Raw genomic sequence first — 15,081 nt, forward strand, 5'->3', positions numbered from 1 at the left:
AGAAGCTTTGTACCGCGTTCCTATCACAGGACACGATACAAAGCTTTTTGATGTTCCCCATAGTACCATTCTAGCGCTCAGCAATCCAGCATCAAACGATGCGCTTGCGAATCCAACCAGATATCCAATCCGTCAAAATAACCAGAACAATAATCCCTAGCAAAATCACTCCAACGCGGTTCCAGTTACGCATCTGCAAGGCGAACAGCAATGGTGTACCGATCCCGCCTGCGCCGACCAAACCAAGTGTGGTGGCAGAGCGCATATTGATCTCGAATCGATACAACGCATACGAGAAGAATTGTGGAATAACCTGCGGCAGAACAGCAAACCACAATATTTGCAGCTTGCTGGCACCGGCAGCAGTCAATGCTTCAGACGGACCTGTATCGATACTTTCAATCGATTCTGCATACAGCTTGGCAAGCATACCGACCGAATGAACGCCCAGCGCCAGCACACCGGCAAAGGAGCCAGGACCAACCGCTTTGATAAATAAAATCGCAACGATCATTTCCGGGAATACGCGGATTACGCTCAATACAACCTTGCCACCACCGGAGATGGCGCGCAGCTTACTCATATTTGCCGCTGCCCAGAACGCAAACGGGATACAGAGAAAAGCAGAGATAAACGTACCAAGAATAGAAATAATTAGCGTATCCAGCAATCCGCGTAGCAGATCCTCTCCCGCTGGATCGTACACATAATTCCAATCGGGATGCATAAAGCCATCTACAATCGATAGCGACACCGTCTTGGCAGTAGATTGAAATCCTTCAAAGTTCAAACCGTTAAACGCCCAGATATACACTGCCACCAGAATAGCGACCCATACCCACGGGCGCAGACGATGCCAGAGCGGACGAGCAGACCACACATTCATAGCAATTTCCTCCGTACAACCGTACTGGCATAATCAATCACAAGCACAATAACGAGCGTTAGTAAAATAATCATCGCTGCTCGATCATAGCGGAACAGACCAAGCGAGCGGTCCAATAGCAAGCCGATTCCGCCTGCGCCAACGAGACCGAGTACAGATGCCGCACGTACATTCACTTCAAATGCATACAGCAAATACGACATATAATACGGCAGCGCCTGCGGAATCACACCGAATACGATCAACTGCACTCGATTGGCTCCCACTGCTGTCATCGCTTCGAGCGGACCCGGATCAATCGACTCAATCGCTTCAAACGTCAGCTTGGCAATCAGACCGAACGAAAAGAACAAAATCGCCAGCATCCCTGCAAATGGTCCAATTCCGAATACAGCGACAAAGATTGCTGCAAACAGCAGATCCGGCACAGTACGTACCAGATTCAGAATCAAGCGCACTGGTATCGCAACGGATCTGTTGGGCGTGACATTATATGCACACAGCAGGGCAAATGGAATCGCCAGCAGTCCGCCCAGCATCGTGCCAACGAGTGCGATTTGCAGCGTTTCGACCATAGGCTCCCAGATTTTCGGAAAATAACTCCAATCCGGTGGCACCATTTCAGCTAGCAAAATGCCCATTTGTGGTAACCCACGAATCAACTGATACGGCGTAACTTCCGTCTGAATGGAGCAAACGATCAGCAGAGCGATGAACAGCCCCCACGTAGCATATCGCTTATACTTGGGCGGTGCGACAGGCGTGATGGACGTACCTGTGGTTCCCATACTCATTGCATTCCACCTGCCGTCACACCCGGTTTACCCGGAATAACGGATATTACATCATCGCCAGGTGGATGATCGCCCAGCACCTCATCGCGATGAATCGCCCGTCCATAAATATGGGCAAACACATCGTCTGTCGCTTCTGCCGGTGTGCCGTCAAATACAACTTCCCCTGCACGCAGCCCAATAATCCGAGTCGCATATTCACGCGCCAGATCAATAAAATGCAAATTAATAATCGTCGTAATCTTCAATTCACGATTAATACGCTGCAAGTCATCCATCACCTGCCGTGTGGTTAGCGGATCAAGCGAAGCGACTGGCTCGTCGGCGAGAATGATTTGTGGTTGTTGTGCCAGCGCACGAGCAATGGATACCCGCTGCTGCTGACCGCCGGATAGCTGATCGGCGCGGCTGTAGGCTTTATCGCGAATATTTACACGCTCCAATGCATCCATTGCCAGCGCGGTATCCTCAGCTGGAAACAGACCAAGCACGGTGCGCAGTGTAGAATGATGACCTACTCGTCCAGATAATACATTGCGCAGTACGGTCGAGCGTTTGACAAGATTAAAGCTTTGAAAAATCATGCCGATCCCGCGACGGATTCGGCGTAGACCGGAACCGGACGCTGTAGTGATCGATTGTCCATTGATCACAATATTACCTTCACTAATATCGTGCAGACGGTTAATTGAACGCAGTAATGTCGACTTGCCTGCGCCGGACAGACCGACGATCACGACCAGTTCTCCTTTGTTAATTGTAAGGTTAATCTGATTCAGACCGCGCGTTCCGTTCGGGTATACTTTGGATACATTTTGAAATTCAATCATGCAAACCCAACTTTCATTTCCAGATTTTCTATATAAAGAGAGGATACAACTTGCAGCAGTCTACAATAAGATGTTGTTTATCATTGATGTTGTAGAAATAGAACCAGAACTAGAATAGAAACATGAACAGTTCAACAGCAGACAGCACCGCCCGCAAAACAAGGACGATGCTGTCTTGGTAGTCATGTTTGGTGCAGCCATAGTATCTGCTGTGTTGGATATGCTTGATGGTGGTAGGTGCTATCAACGCTATACAGAATTATTGTGCCTGACCGACTTCTTTGGCATATTCGCGAACCGGATCAAAGTTTTTGTCATCGCCTTTTTCGTAACCGACGTGGGTATAGATTTCTTCGATGACTTTTTGTCCTTCTGGATCATTACCGATATCGATAAACGCCTGACTGATTTTATCTCTCCATGCTTGATCCATGTCGGAACGGACGCTGATCGTATCGTTTGGAATCGGTGCGGAGAAGTGCAGGACGCGCGTCTGGTCAAATACGTCCGGTACGTCTTTTTTCACAGTGTTGCGTGCATCTTGGAAGACTGCAACTGCATCCACCTGACCGTTTAATAATGCCATAACAGCAGCGTCATGACCTTTGATCGTTACGCCTTGTACATCGGTATCTGGATCAACGCCAGCTTGTTTCAGCTCAGCAGCTGGGAATACATAACCAGCGGAAGAAGTCACATCCTGCCAGCCGACTTTTTTGCCTTTCAGATCTGCTAGCGATTGAATCGGTGAATCCTTTTTTACCAGAATCATCGATTTGTAGTAATTCACTTTATCGGTAGTCGGTTGACCAGTTTCATCGTTCACGCCATAGCGCTGTGCTTGCAGCAACAGATCGGCAGCTTTACGATTGTCATGTGCGAGTACGTAAGCGTTAGGCGGCAGGAAGCCGACATCGACTTGTTTGGAAGCCATCGCTTCTACAATCGTATTGTAATCTGGCGATACGGATACACTAACTGGAATACCGAGCTTGTCACCGAGCAGTTTTTCCAGTGGTTTGGCTTTGGCTTCCAGTGTTTCGGCATTTTGAGATGGGACGAATTGTACTTTCAATTCTGTCGGCACATAGGCGGTACTGCCGGCAGCGGTGGAGTTTGCGGATGTGGAGCTATTGCCTCCGCATGCGGTCAATCCAGCCGCTAGAGCCAGAGTCATGCCGAGTGCTACTACTTTTTTGAACAACTTGATTTCCCCCTAGGATGTAATAAAATAATGAAACTATGTAATGCGTGAACGATGTTGTCACAGTCACAATTCGTATTCTACCAGCGTTCGAAAAGCGAAGGGTCAAACGTACCGTTGATTTGTGTTAGAAAACTGTAAAATAGCCCCAGTATAGAAATAACATTGTTTACACTGTTCTGATGTTCATATGGTACGGTTAGCCCGTTTGATGGAATAATAGATAGAAAGGAAGTATACATGTGAATTCATCTTCTTTTATACCAAAATCGTTGATACAGCAGTCTTCTTCGTCCGGTACATATGCCTTACGAATTATGGCGACTACCGATCTACATGTGAGTCTAACTGGATATGATTATGATCGTGATCTGGAAACGGACAGTATGGGATTGTCGCGTACAGCAACGTTGATCCATGCAGCGCGGTCGGAATGTATCAATCATATTCTGCTGGATAATGGGGATATTTTACAGGGGAATCCGCTCGGTGATTATGCAGCAGCTGAACGGTACTGGCAGGATAAGCAGACTGGTGAAGGGGTTCATCCATTCATTAAGCTCATGAATATGCTTCAGTATGATGCGGCAACTGTCGGCAATCATGAATTCAATTATGGATTGGATTATCTGGAGCAGTGTCTCGCCGGCGCAGAGTTTCCTTATACAAATGCCAATGTGTATCGTGTGCAGGAAGAGCAGCCGCAGACGTTGTTATCGCCGTATCTTCTACTCTATCGCACGTTAACTGGTACACAGGGACAAACCGCAGAGCTACGCATTGGCATCGTTGGTGTGGTGCCGCCGCAGATTATGAATTGGGATCGTAGTCATCTCGAAGGTCGCGTATATGCAACGGATATGGTAGAAGCAGCGAGCGATGCAGTAACTCAGGTAAAGCAAGCTGGGGCGGACATCGTCATCCTGCTGGCACATTGCGGATATGCCGAGGAAGATTCACCGGCTATTGGCGAAAATGCGGTATTGCCGCTCAGCCGAATACCGGGTGTGGACGCGATCATTTTCGGACATGCGCATAAGGTGTTTCCAAGTGGGGAATTCGCCGGACGTCCCGGTGTCGATTGGCAGCAAGGGCATATTCATGGCATTCCTGCTGTTGAGCCGGGCGTATGGGGGAGTCATCTCGGAATCATCGATCTGGAGCTGGTTGCCGAACAGGGTGATCAAGAACTGCGCTGGCATGTAGAGCATAGTAAAGGGCATGTGCGCGCACTTGTGAATCCATCCAGCGAGACATCTGGTGCACGCGCTTCGATCCAGCCGGACGCTGCGCTCGAACAGGCGGCGCAGGAAGCCCATGAACGTACATTGCAGTATATTCACACGCCTGTCGGTGAACTGCTACAACCGCTGCACAGTTATAGCGCCTTAGTAGAAGATTCCGCGGTGGTGCAGCTTATTAATCATGCCCAGACCGAAGCTGCTGCTGCGCTGCTGAATGATACGCCATATGCCCATTTACCGTTACTGTCGGCAGCTTCTCCATTTAAGACAGGCGGGCGTTACGGTCCGGCGCATTATACTGATATTCCGGTCGGACCGCTGCATCTGCGGCATATGTCGGACATTTATAGTTATGCCAATACATTGTGCATCGTACGCGTGAGTGGAGCGGAGATCAGGGAGTGGTTGGAATGGTGTGCGGGATTATATCATACGATTGTACCGGGGAAAGAAGGACAGGAATTGATTGATTCGGCATTTTCGCCGTTTCAGTTTGATGTGATCGATGGGCTGGAGTATGTGATTGATGTAAGTCAGCCACCGCGTTATGATGTCGAAGGTAATATGTTGAATCCTCATAGTTATCGAATTGTACAGCTGACATATCAAGGGCAACCGTTGGAGAAAGAAAGGATATTCGCCGTTGCGACCAATCATTATCGCGCGTATTCGACTGCCCTTGTCAATCCTGATGGTCAACGTGTTATCGTAGATGCTGGAATCGAGAACCGAGAGGTATTAACCGAATATATTCGGCGGCGCAGCAGCATTGCTCCGATTGCAGATCATAACTGGCAATTGGTATCGTCAAATGTGAGTACAACGGTCGTATTTTCGTCTTCTCCACAAGCACGTTATCAACTGGAAAAAGAATCATCCATTGTGTGGATCGGTGAGCAAGATAACGGATTTGCCCGCTATGCTTTTATTTTAAAACCGTTTTCTCATTCTTCATGTGCAAAATAGTGATCAGCTGAATAGAACATCTTCCGATCAGCAGCGAGATTGTGCAAGATCAACCTGTTGCAAAGCACTTCAGCCCTTTCATGGCATGAAGTGCTTTTTGCCGTAAATAGGGCACAGCGATGCTTGTATCGTCATGCTGAAACACGTATGATTAACAGTAAGTTTTTCGGTTGTAATATCAGGAAAAACTGTAAGCGCAGTGAGGAATATGGATTATCGGTCTCTACATACCTATCCTATGATGAGGTGAATGCTCATGAGCCAGCAACCTGCAATATTGGACAGTATTATTAAACAGTTTATGTATTACCGCACACTGGGTGAAAAGGCGATGCGTCAGCTGGAGCCGGAGCAATGGTTTGTATCGCCAAACGAAGATAGTAATAGCATCGCTGTCATTGTGAAGCATTTGCATGGCAATATGCTGTCGCGCTGGACAGACTTTTTGACCAGCGACGGGGAGAAGGAATGGCGTAACCGGGATGATGAATTTGAAGACGATACAGCAGATCCAGAGCAGGTATGGCAGCGCTGGCAGCAAGGCTGGGATTGTCTCATTCAGACGTTGGAGCACATGCAGCCGGAACAGTTGGAGCAGATCATTTATATTCGCAATGAAGGGCATACCGCGCTGGAAGCGATCAACCGTCAGCTCTGTCATTATCCGTATCATGTCGGTCAGATCGTATATATTGCCAAAATGCTCAAACATGGTAGTTGGGATAGTCTGTCGATCCCGAAGCGCCAGTCGAATGATTATAATGAAAAGAAATTTGCCGCACCGCCGGTACGACGTCATTTTACGGAGGAAGTCTAAGAATGAGCAAATGGAATCAGCTATGGAACAAGAAACAGGATGCCGAGGTGATCGAAGCACCGACGTGGGATATTCAATTAACCGATGATGAGAGTCAGCCGCTGCGCTTGCAGTTTGACAATCAACGCGAGTTGCAAAAGTTTATTTTGACATTAACGGTGGAACAGCTGCTGGGCGCGCAAATCTATGATCCTGATCAGCGTAGTATGCCAGGCAAGCTGTACGTATATCATGTGTTTGAATAAGCAGGAGGTGTTGGGACAAGAGGAGGCGATACAGATATGAACGATTCCATCGGAGACTGGATGGGCGATGGAGTGATAGGCGGTTTGCTGGATTTGTTGGAGGATGCGCCGCTTTATTTTGTCATTCCATTCGTTGTTGTTCTGCTGATGCTAGTAAGTCTGTTCGTGATTGGCTTTGTGCAGACGCTTACGCAGTGGCTGCGCAATCGCTCGCAGGATGTGTTGACCGAACCCGTCATCGTGAGTGGCAAGCGCCAGCATGTAAGAGGAAGTAGCAATAGCAGCGCATCTACATACTATTATATTACTTTTGAAAAGCAGGATCGTTCGCGTGTCGAGCTGGAAGTGCCGGGGGAAGACTACGGCGTCATTGCCGAAGGGGATAACGGTCAGCTGACGCATCAGGGCAGCTGGTTCAAAACATTTGAAAGGATCGTGTAGCAATGAACATGTTATTTGAGTACAACTGGCAAGTGCGTCAGGATTGGTTTGACTGGTGCCGTGAATTGCCAGAGGAAGAATTGCTAAGCGAACGCGTTGGCGGAATGGGCAGTTTTTTGAAAACGTTATTTCATATTGTGGAAGTGGAATATAACTGGATGACCGATCTGAAGCAGCAGGTGCATCCGTCTTATTTTGACGAATCCTTTGAACAATATCGTTCGCTGGCTCAAGTAGAAGAATTGTCCCGACGTCTGCATCCACAGGTGGCAGAAGTGGTATCTCATTGGCACCCGGAGCTGGAAGACCGGGAATTGCAAGATTCTGGACCAGATGGTCAAGTAGAAACGCATACGTACGGCGAAGTGATACGCCATGTCATTGCGCATGAGATTCATCATATTGGTCAATTGTCGATCTGGGCACGCATGATGGATCGCAAGCCGGTTACTGCGAATCTGATCCGCCGCGGTCTAGGTCATACATCGCCTGAGACGAATCAATGATGATGTAGAACGATATGCAGCTGCGGCTACCTTTCCATGAAGTCATAACGGGGGAAATGGTAACATGCTACAGTAACTTGTATGATCTTGCTCAGTATACAGCGCGTTAGCACAGCAGAACTTCCTAAGCTGCTTGTCATACAGCTATATTGATCATAATGTTATAAAAAAGTTTGCCTGACTGGTTGTACGTTTCTAGCCCCCATTACCATACTAGTGCAGGAGCGAAACGACAGCAGCATACGATCCGGGAACGATCGGCTGCTGAAGGTTCCCTTTCCTTCCTGACATGATGATAATCGAAGGGTGGACATCACAATGGCAGGATCACCAAACTTAAAATTCAACACACAAGGAAACGTACTGTTTCGCCGCAATGCTGACAATGTAGGTTATGAGACGAATGTTGGTCAATTACCATCGCTGGAAGGTGTTGCTTCTACCGATCTGTACATGACCAAAGGCAATATTCGTGAACCGCACTGGCATCCCAATGCAGGTGAATACGATTATGTGATCGAAGGCGAACTGGAATTTGTCATCTTTGATCCGATCTACAAACAGCTGCAAAAGTACCATCTCAAACCACGCGATGTTCTGTACATCCCGCAAGGCTACTGGCACTGGATCGTACCATTGACTGAGAAAACGCATATTCTGGTCGTGTTTAACAACAACGAACCAACTACAGTCGCAGGCTCGGACATTCTGCGCTTTACGCCGGGCGAAGTGATGGAGATGGCATACAGCATGCCAGCTGGCGATTATGAGCAGCTGATCTCCAACATCGACGGTACGATCGTCATCGGTCCATCCAATAACGAAACGAACGATACGCTCAAAGTCGGAACCGACACTGACAATGATCCACGTCCACAGGATGACAAAGATAAAGGGCATACACGCAAATAAAACAGCAAGAGCTTGCATAGAATGATAGTAAACCAGCCCGTTCCGATCATGTTGTATCGGAACGGGCTGGTTTTTACATACACACCTATTTGGAAAGAATATTCTAGTGGAAGTAAGATTAGAAATAGAAATAGAAATAGAAATAGAAAAAGAAACAGAAAGCGGAAGTGGATTTTGTACTCCACACCATGTATCTGTTCTATTCAAATAATAAATAACAAATAACAACAGGTCATTCCCATCCATCCCGTTCAATGCTACGCGGGAAATGGTCTGACCTGTTGTCTGATACACATCTTCCTATACATCGCATACGATAGGCTATAGGTCAATACATGGTGAACTAAAATCCGCTTAACACCAGCTCAATTAACGCCAATTTCAATGCTTGCAATGCATCTTCCGACGGCATGCGGATATACCGGGCAAACTGGATCATATCCGGCTCAAAAAGACGCAGCAGCTTTTCCATTGCTGCCGCGTTTGGTTGTACAGAAGCCTGCTGGATCAATTGGCAGATTGCATCTTCCGACATATCGTTTGTAATGCTTTCTTTTTCCATTTGCTCACCGCCTGTTGGGAAATATGATAGTGTGCAGCTACCTGTTTTTCCGTTAGATCACGGACGAACAGGGCGGTCATGACTTGCTGTTCCATGCCTTCCGGTAACGACTGAATCAATTGCTGTATCCATAGACGATTGTCCGTCTCGTCTGTAAATGGTGGCGAATACGATACGTCATACAATAGCGGCAATTCCCGGTTGATCCGTGTACGACTACGGTATTGCATCCTCCAGGCAATGCGTCGGAGTTCGGCTTTGTATTTCTCATACGTAGGACTGGATATGGATAACGACATGAGGCATCTCCTTTCGGATGATAAGATCAGTGAAGCTGTGAACGTTCAAAGATAATGGTAATCAAAAAAGGAAAAATACAACTTTATAAATAAAAATTTACATATAATTAAAGCGAAATCGAAGATTGACCGAAAATAAACACAGAACATAATCGTTATCTGAATTTGCGCGAAAAACACAACTTTTGCCGCAGAGATGCGTACAATGATATGGCTGATCTACCGGCATCCGAAGAGGAAGCATGACCGCCGTCCCATCTTTACAATGTTAGAAAGGGTATCTTCCAGCATAGTCTTGCTTCTGCAAAGGCATGACCTCTATAATAGAAACTGCTGTATTCATCGGCGTACGGGCATGGAAACATTGCTACATTGAACTGGGAGGACATCATGGCTATGAAATTTAGAACAAAAGGCCCCGGTCTGGCGTTTGCTACCAAATTGGTCGTTACAGCGGCACTGACCGTATCGGTAGGAGCTGCACCGCATGTGGCACCACAGGTACAGGCGGCATCCAGCGAGAAACCGGCGGTCATTACCATTGGCGGCAAAAGCATCGATTGGTCGACAGCACCCTTTGTCATGAACGGAACGACAATGGTTCCGCTGCGCGAAGCGGCAAAAGAACTGGGAGCACAGGCAACATGGGATGCATCGACGCACTCGGTTGTGATGTATAACAACGGAGACACCATCGTGCACACACCGAATACTTCCAAAATCACACTGGACGGATATTCACTCGATATGCCTGAAGTATCACGCAATGTGTACGGCACGATGATGGTGCCTGCACGCTTTTTGGCAGATGCGTTCAAAGCGAAGCTAACGCTCAATTCCACACCGGAACTGGCAACCATTGAGCTTACACCGGATCAAGACACGGTCATGTCCAATTCGGTTAAAAGTGTAGATACGTATTTGCAAAACCAGAACTATTCTGGTCTGGCGCTTGTTGAATACAAAGGCAAAGTTGTCCTGAAAAAAGGATACGGTCTGTCTGGCGTCAACAAAACGACTAGCCCGGACGGCATTTCTCGTATCGCTTCGCTCAGCAAATCCTTTACCGCGTCGTCGGTTATGAAGCTGATCGAAGAAGGCAAAATCAGTCTTGACGACAAGCTGACCAAGTACATCCCAGACTTCCCGCGCGGTGACGAGATTACTGTGCATATGCTGCTGTCCCACACCGCAGGCTTCAACTCCAACTTTACCCGCGGCGAAGGCACGACATTGGAAGATACGGTCAACGAGATCAAAACAAAGCCACTGCGCTTTGAACCCGGAACAACGTTTAACTATAGCAATCAGGGGTATGTATTGCTGGCATACATCGTACAGCTCGTCTCTGGCGAATCGTACGGTCAATACATTCAGCAAACGTTCCTTGATCCGCTGAACATGAAGGATACTGGCGAAGCAACGTCTGCAACCAAAACGATCTCCGGCTTTATCCAAGACAAAAAAACTAGCGATTGGTCAACCGCAGGCTATTACTGGTCCCAATCCGGCACAGGCACATTCTATTCCAGTCTGGATGACATGATGAAGTGGTACAAATCATTTGCCAACCACACCATCCTGAGCCAGTCCACGATCGATAGAATGTTCACGCCGTACTCACAACTCAAACCATACGGATACGCCTTCCTAATCAAAGACGTAGACGGCAAACACACCATTTACCACAACGGCAGCGGCACCGGCTACGCCACAGGATTCACCTACAACCTCGACGACGACGTCATGGTCATCCTGCTCGGCAACCACTACGGAATGGACATGGCAACCATGCTCACCCAAACCCAAACCCTAGCCAACCACGCCCTAGTAAAATAAGCCACACCCAGCAAAAAAACCGCATCATCAAATCACAACCCGATCAATAACCACAAAAAGCCAGGTTCTCCAACCCTGTACCCAACAGGAAGAGAACCCGGCTTTTTTAATACAAACAAAACAAATAACACTCCACAATCACCCACCCCAAACCAAAAAAATCTATAATCACTAAGTCCAAACCTAAAATCAAAATCAAAGCGAAAACAAAAAATAAGACTATTCCCCAAAGTATATAATCACTTATTTCATCTACCCAACTTAAACTCTCTAACTACATCCAACACTACTCAAATCCATAAAGTTCTAATAAACGAATTTTCAACTAATTTAATCTTTCACCTTACTTCCCCTCTCCCCAGTGGAAGTTGGAACTCACTCGTATGATGAAAGCAGCACAGAACGTAGGGAAGGAAATAAGGGGTAAGGACGCCTTTGGAGTGCGGGAATCTTCCTTCTCTCCCTAATCCAAAGATTCCCGCGGCTCCACCGAAGGACGTCCCCTTATTCCTTCCCGAAGTGCTTGCTGCTCCCCACCCAAGCCCCCCCAAGTTCCACCATCCCCCCATCCATTTGACATTGCCCAAACATTCCACCATCATAATAAACCATAGCCCTACCAATCCAACTACATATCTGCTGCCCCACCCGGCAATCTTCAGCTCAACTGCTGCTCTAAACGCAGTTCAACCCCAAAGGAGGACATTTCCATCATGACCCCAATCATAAACTATGCCCATCGCGGCGCATCTGGCTATTGCCCAGAGAACACAATGATAGCATTCAAAAAAGGACTGGAACTAGGCGCCACCGGTATCGAAACCGATGTTCAGCGCACGAAAGACGGTAAACTGGTACTCATCCACGACGAGAGTGTAGAACGCACAACTGGACAGCAAGGCGAGATCAAAGACCTGACCTATGACGAGATCAGCCGTCTGGATGCCGGTTCGTGGTTTGATAGTGCCTTTGCCGGAGAGAGGATTCCGCTGTTGGACGAATTGCTGGATTGGGCAGCTCCAACAGAACTCATTCTCAATCTGGAACTGAAAAATAACATGGAAGCTTACACAGGTATGGAGGAGCAGGTGATTGCTGCGATACAGCAACGCGGTTTGTCGGCACGCACGATCATTTCAAGCTTCAACCATTATTCACTGGCAACATGCAAGCAGCTAGCACCGGATATTCGCACCGGCATTTTATATGGAGACAATCTATATCATCCGTGGGCATATGCGCAAAGTGTTGGAGCGGAGGCATTACATCCGTATCATCTATTTCTAACTGAGGAGATTGTGCAACAGGCAGCAGCTCATGGCGTGATCAGTAATCCATTTACGATCAATGAGCCAGAGCGGATGCGCGAGCTGATTCAGATGGGGGTAGCTGGCATCATTACCGATTATCCAGATCGTTTGGCGGAATTATTGTCCTCTACAGTGTCCTGATTTCTAAATATATTTTGGATATTTGCATAAATTGTAGCGACAACTATAAACTGAACAAGCGTCGTGTACGTTATATAATGTATACGGCGCTTGTTGTGTTGTTCAAAGCTGTGTTTTTGGTTGTTTTGTGGTATGTTTAAAATCTGTTCCTGCGAGGAAGGAGCATGATTTGGAACGTTTCTGGAATCGCCACTATCGCGCTTCGGATATGCCGACTTGCCAGGTGTAAATTGAAACTTTGCAAGCGTAACAGAAAAAGTTACAATAGGGAGATATCCATGAACAGAGCGCCGCAAATGGGAGACTTTTGATGAAAAAACTACGTATCGGGCGCTATCTGAAACTGAACACAATCCGCTTACTGCGGCTCAAAAAAGGCTCGCATCAGGTGGCGATCGGATTTGCTGTCGGCTTGATTCCTAGCTGGTATCCGTTGCTCGGCATAGGCCCGCTAATCTCACTTGGTTTGAATCGACTAGTAAAAGGCGCTTTGCCAGCTGCGATTTTTGCGGCTTCGCTGGATTCATTCGTCTGGCCGCTGACCTTTTTCCTGAATTATCATACAGGGCATCTGCTCGTTAGTCTGATTAGCAAAGCCAGCTGGCCAACTCGAATGCTGCACATTCAGATACCAAATTGGCCTGAGGATTATATGCAGCCATTGCATGAATCGCATCACTGGCGGGATGCGGGATTGTATTTTGCTACAGGTGCCGCTGTGAACAGCATTGTATTTGCCGTCATTATTTATATTATTATCAAATGGGTGATGCTTCGTTACCGTTTGCCATTACTTCATCTACTGCGCCGCAAAAAATGATTCTTCCTGACGCCAATATGCACCAATACGGGTATTAGTATATACTGCTTCTTCAAACCTATGAACATAACACTACACTACGACTCGGAACAAAGGAGGAACACCCGTGAACTTTGGCGCACGCATGCTCAAAACTGGCATCGCGGTTACGCTTGCTTTATATGTAAGCTCCTGGCTCAATTTAACACCGCCGGTCATTGCGGCAATCGCTGCCATCTTCGCCATGCAGCCTTCGATTTATCGCTCATTCCGTTACTTTTTGGATCAGATTCAGACCAATACACTGGGTGCGATTTTGGCACTGCTCGGCGGGATGGTCTTCTCCAATGACCCGATTGCCGTCGGTCTGATGTGTATCGTCGTCATTATGATCTGTCTGCGTCTGAATATGGGCGATACGATTGGATTGACACTCGTTACCGTTATTTCGGTGATGGAGGTGTCTGGACAAGGACAATGGCAATTTGCCTTGAATCGGTTTACGCTCAGTATTATCGGTATCGTATCGGCGTTCTTGATCAATGTACTCGTTGCGCCGCCGAAGCCACTGGAGCAATTCAAGGCGCAGATTCAGAATACATTTAGCACGATGTCGTTGCTGCTGCGCACTGCGGTGTCGGATGAGATCAAAGAAGCTGTCTTTCGCGATGAGAAGCGTGGATTGGATGGCACGATTCAATCCTTGTCTGATAAATACAACCTGATGGAAGAAGAGTTGGGCAAATTGAATCGTCCTTCGCTTACAACGCAGCGTCATCTAGTTGTGAACAAGCAGATGGTTACAACGCTTCGCAAAGGGATGGATGTGTTGACGGCGATTGAACAGCATTATTTTCAGGCGGAACGCACTGCCGAGATCGATGAATATTTCGATTCCCATCTGGAAAAGCTGATCAAATTCCATGAACACATCCTGCTCAAGGCAGATGACAAAATCAAAAACAACGGCAATGAAGCGGCTGAGGTGGAGGCCGCCAACGATAAATTCTTGGATACGATGATTGAGCGGTATCAGGAAAACTTTGGCGGCGTTCTTCGATTATCGATCGTCGCTGCCGTTATGTATGATTATGGATACCAGCTGGAACGGTTGAATCGCTTGGTAGATCATGTGAACAGCCCCGGCAAGGACAAAGACCATGGACGTCATGACAGCGACAAAGAACTGAAAGAAGAATTGGACAAAGACAAACGTACCTCATCATCGCGCAATCCGCGCAACTTTCCATCCTGGCCCTGGAAGTGACTTGCAGGGCCGGGGTCAA

Annotated in this window: 16 protein-coding genes; 10 read left to right on the top strand and 6 right to left on the bottom strand. The window is 47.4% G+C overall.

Annotated features, from left to right (window positions below; all coding sequences use genetic code 11):
* Window positions 1-91 precede the first annotated feature (91 nt).
* From phnE (ACE3MZ_RS08360) to ACE3MZ_RS08375, 4 genes are all read right to left on the bottom strand, one after another.
* Window positions 92-886 (bottom strand): phosphonate ABC transporter, permease protein PhnE, encoded by a 795-nt coding sequence (gene phnE / locus ACE3MZ_RS08360; RefSeq protein WP_411345984.1) that lies wholly within the window; start codon window positions 884-886, stop codon window positions 92-94.
* Window positions 883-1,680 (bottom strand): phosphonate ABC transporter, permease protein PhnE, encoded by a 798-nt coding sequence (gene phnE, locus ACE3MZ_RS08365; RefSeq protein WP_411345985.1) that lies wholly within the window; start codon window positions 1,678-1,680, stop codon window positions 883-885. Before phnE (ACE3MZ_RS08365) ends, phnE (ACE3MZ_RS08360) begins: the two co-directional genes overlap by 4 nt.
* Window positions 1,677-2,510 carry a phosphonate ABC transporter ATP-binding protein gene (gene phnC / locus ACE3MZ_RS08370; protein WP_411345986.1) on the bottom strand — a complete coding sequence of 278 codons (834 nt, stop codon included), beginning with the start codon at window positions 2,508-2,510 and terminating at the stop codon, window positions 1,677-1,679. The genes phnE (ACE3MZ_RS08365) and phnC overlap by 4 nt, the downstream gene beginning before the upstream one ends.
* A gap of 259 nt (window positions 2,511-2,769) precedes the next feature.
* The gene (locus tag ACE3MZ_RS08375; RefSeq protein WP_411345987.1) at window positions 2,770-3,714 is read right to left on the bottom strand and encodes a phosphate/phosphite/phosphonate ABC transporter substrate-binding protein; all 945 of its coding nucleotides are present in this window, start codon (window positions 3,712-3,714) and stop codon (window positions 2,770-2,772) included.
* A 242-nt stretch (window positions 3,715-3,956) separates the two neighbouring features.
* On the opposite strand from ACE3MZ_RS08375, the gene ACE3MZ_RS08380 reads away from it, so the two are divergent.
* From ACE3MZ_RS08380 to ACE3MZ_RS08405, 6 genes are all read left to right on the top strand, one after another.
* Window positions 3,957-5,924, top strand: coding sequence for a bifunctional 2',3'-cyclic-nucleotide 2'-phosphodiesterase/3'-nucleotidase (locus ACE3MZ_RS08380; RefSeq protein ID WP_411345988.1), 1,968 nt, complete (start codon window positions 3,957-3,959; stop codon window positions 5,922-5,924).
* A 256-nt stretch (window positions 5,925-6,180) separates the two neighbouring features.
* On the top strand, window positions 6,181-6,741 hold the full coding sequence (locus ACE3MZ_RS08385; RefSeq protein WP_411345989.1) for a DUF1572 family protein: 561 nt from the start codon (window positions 6,181-6,183) through the stop codon (window positions 6,739-6,741).
* Between the two features lie 2 nt (window positions 6,742-6,743).
* A complete protein-coding gene (locus ACE3MZ_RS08390; RefSeq protein WP_411345990.1) occupies window positions 6,744-6,986 on the top strand; it encodes a hypothetical protein in 243 nt (80 codons plus the stop codon).
* A 36-nt stretch (window positions 6,987-7,022) separates the two neighbouring features.
* Window positions 7,023-7,427 (top strand): DUF2500 domain-containing protein, encoded by a 405-nt coding sequence (locus ACE3MZ_RS08395; RefSeq protein WP_411345991.1) that lies wholly within the window; start codon window positions 7,023-7,025, stop codon window positions 7,425-7,427.
* A 2-nt stretch (window positions 7,428-7,429) separates the two neighbouring features.
* Entirely contained in the window at window positions 7,430-7,933 is a 504-nt protein-coding gene (locus ACE3MZ_RS08400; protein WP_411345992.1) for a DinB family protein, read from the top strand.
* Window positions 7,934-8,251: 318 nt separating this feature from the next.
* Window positions 8,252-8,845: a cupin domain-containing protein gene (locus ACE3MZ_RS08405; protein ID WP_411345993.1), complete on the top strand. Its 594-nt coding sequence runs from the start codon at window positions 8,252-8,254 to the stop codon at window positions 8,843-8,845.
* A 343-nt stretch (window positions 8,846-9,188) separates the two neighbouring features.
* Here the strand turns inward: ACE3MZ_RS08405 and ACE3MZ_RS08410 are convergent, their stop codons facing one another.
* Together ACE3MZ_RS08410 and ACE3MZ_RS08415 are read right to left on the bottom strand one after the other, a co-directional pair.
* Window positions 9,189-9,407 carry a hypothetical protein gene (locus tag ACE3MZ_RS08410; RefSeq protein WP_411345994.1) on the bottom strand — a complete coding sequence of 73 codons (219 nt, stop codon included), beginning with the start codon at window positions 9,405-9,407 and terminating at the stop codon, window positions 9,189-9,191.
* Window positions 9,353-9,706 (bottom strand): sigma factor-like helix-turn-helix DNA-binding protein, encoded by a 354-nt coding sequence (locus tag ACE3MZ_RS08415; RefSeq protein WP_411345995.1) that lies wholly within the window; start codon window positions 9,704-9,706, stop codon window positions 9,353-9,355. The genes ACE3MZ_RS08410 and ACE3MZ_RS08415 overlap by 55 nt, the downstream gene beginning before the upstream one ends.
* Before the next feature lie 396 nt (window positions 9,707-10,102).
* On the opposite strand from ACE3MZ_RS08415, the gene ACE3MZ_RS08420 reads away from it, so the two are divergent.
* The 4 genes from ACE3MZ_RS08420 to ACE3MZ_RS08435 all read left to right on the top strand — a co-directional run bounded on the left by ACE3MZ_RS08420 (window position 10,103) and on the right by ACE3MZ_RS08435 (window position 15,062).
* Window positions 10,103-11,545: a serine hydrolase gene (locus ACE3MZ_RS08420; RefSeq protein ID WP_411345996.1), complete on the top strand. Its 1,443-nt coding sequence runs from the start codon at window positions 10,103-10,105 to the stop codon at window positions 11,543-11,545.
* A gap of 713 nt (window positions 11,546-12,258) precedes the next feature.
* Window positions 12,259-12,996, top strand: a complete 738-nt coding sequence (locus tag ACE3MZ_RS08425; protein WP_411345997.1) for a glycerophosphodiester phosphodiesterase — start codon at window positions 12,259-12,261, stop codon at window positions 12,994-12,996.
* A 310-nt stretch (window positions 12,997-13,306) separates the two neighbouring features.
* Window positions 13,307-13,816 carry a DUF2062 domain-containing protein gene (locus ACE3MZ_RS08430; protein WP_411345998.1) on the top strand — a complete coding sequence of 170 codons (510 nt, stop codon included), beginning with the start codon at window positions 13,307-13,309 and terminating at the stop codon, window positions 13,814-13,816.
* Between the two features lie 106 nt (window positions 13,817-13,922).
* Window positions 13,923-15,062: an FUSC family protein gene (locus ACE3MZ_RS08435; protein WP_411345999.1), complete on the top strand. Its 1,140-nt coding sequence runs from the start codon at window positions 13,923-13,925 to the stop codon at window positions 15,060-15,062.
* Window positions 15,063-15,081: the final 19 nt, after the last annotated feature.

Source organism: Paenibacillus sp. WLX1005 (assembly GCF_046603685.1).
GTDB lineage: Bacteria > Bacillota > Bacilli > Paenibacillales > Paenibacillaceae > Saccharibacillus.

Coding starts and splice junctions, on each gene's coding strand:
- ACE3MZ_RS08385 (WP_411345989.1), top strand. CDS start 6,181: ATGAGCCAGCAACCTGCAATATTGGACAGTATTATTAAACAGTTTATG.
- ACE3MZ_RS08400 (WP_411345992.1), top strand. CDS start 7,430: ATGAACATGTTATTTGAGTACAACTGGCAAGTGCGTCAGGATTGGTTT.
- phnE (WP_411345984.1), bottom strand. CDS start 886: ATGAATGTGTGGTCTGCTCGTCCGCTCTGGCATCGTCTGCGCCCGTGG.
- ACE3MZ_RS08390 (WP_411345990.1), top strand. CDS start 6,744: ATGAGCAAATGGAATCAGCTATGGAACAAGAAACAGGATGCCGAGGTG.
- ACE3MZ_RS08425 (WP_411345997.1), top strand. CDS start 12,259: ATGACCCCAATCATAAACTATGCCCATCGCGGCGCATCTGGCTATTGC.
- ACE3MZ_RS08395 (WP_411345991.1), top strand. CDS start 7,023: ATGAACGATTCCATCGGAGACTGGATGGGCGATGGAGTGATAGGCGGT.
- ACE3MZ_RS08410 (WP_411345994.1), bottom strand. CDS start 9,407: ATGGAAAAAGAAAGCATTACAAACGATATGTCGGAAGATGCAATCTGC.
- ACE3MZ_RS08420 (WP_411345996.1), top strand. CDS start 10,103: ATGAAATTTAGAACAAAAGGCCCCGGTCTGGCGTTTGCTACCAAATTG.
- ACE3MZ_RS08405 (WP_411345993.1), top strand. CDS start 8,252: ATGGCAGGATCACCAAACTTAAAATTCAACACACAAGGAAACGTACTG.
- ACE3MZ_RS08430 (WP_411345998.1), top strand. CDS start 13,307: ATGAAAAAACTACGTATCGGGCGCTATCTGAAACTGAACACAATCCGC.
- ACE3MZ_RS08415 (WP_411345995.1), bottom strand. CDS start 9,706: ATGTCGTTATCCATATCCAGTCCTACGTATGAGAAATACAAAGCCGAA.
- phnE (WP_411345985.1), bottom strand. CDS start 1,680: ATGAGTATGGGAACCACAGGTACGTCCATCACGCCTGTCGCACCGCCC.
- phnC (WP_411345986.1), bottom strand. CDS start 2,510: ATGATTGAATTTCAAAATGTATCCAAAGTATACCCGAACGGAACGCGC.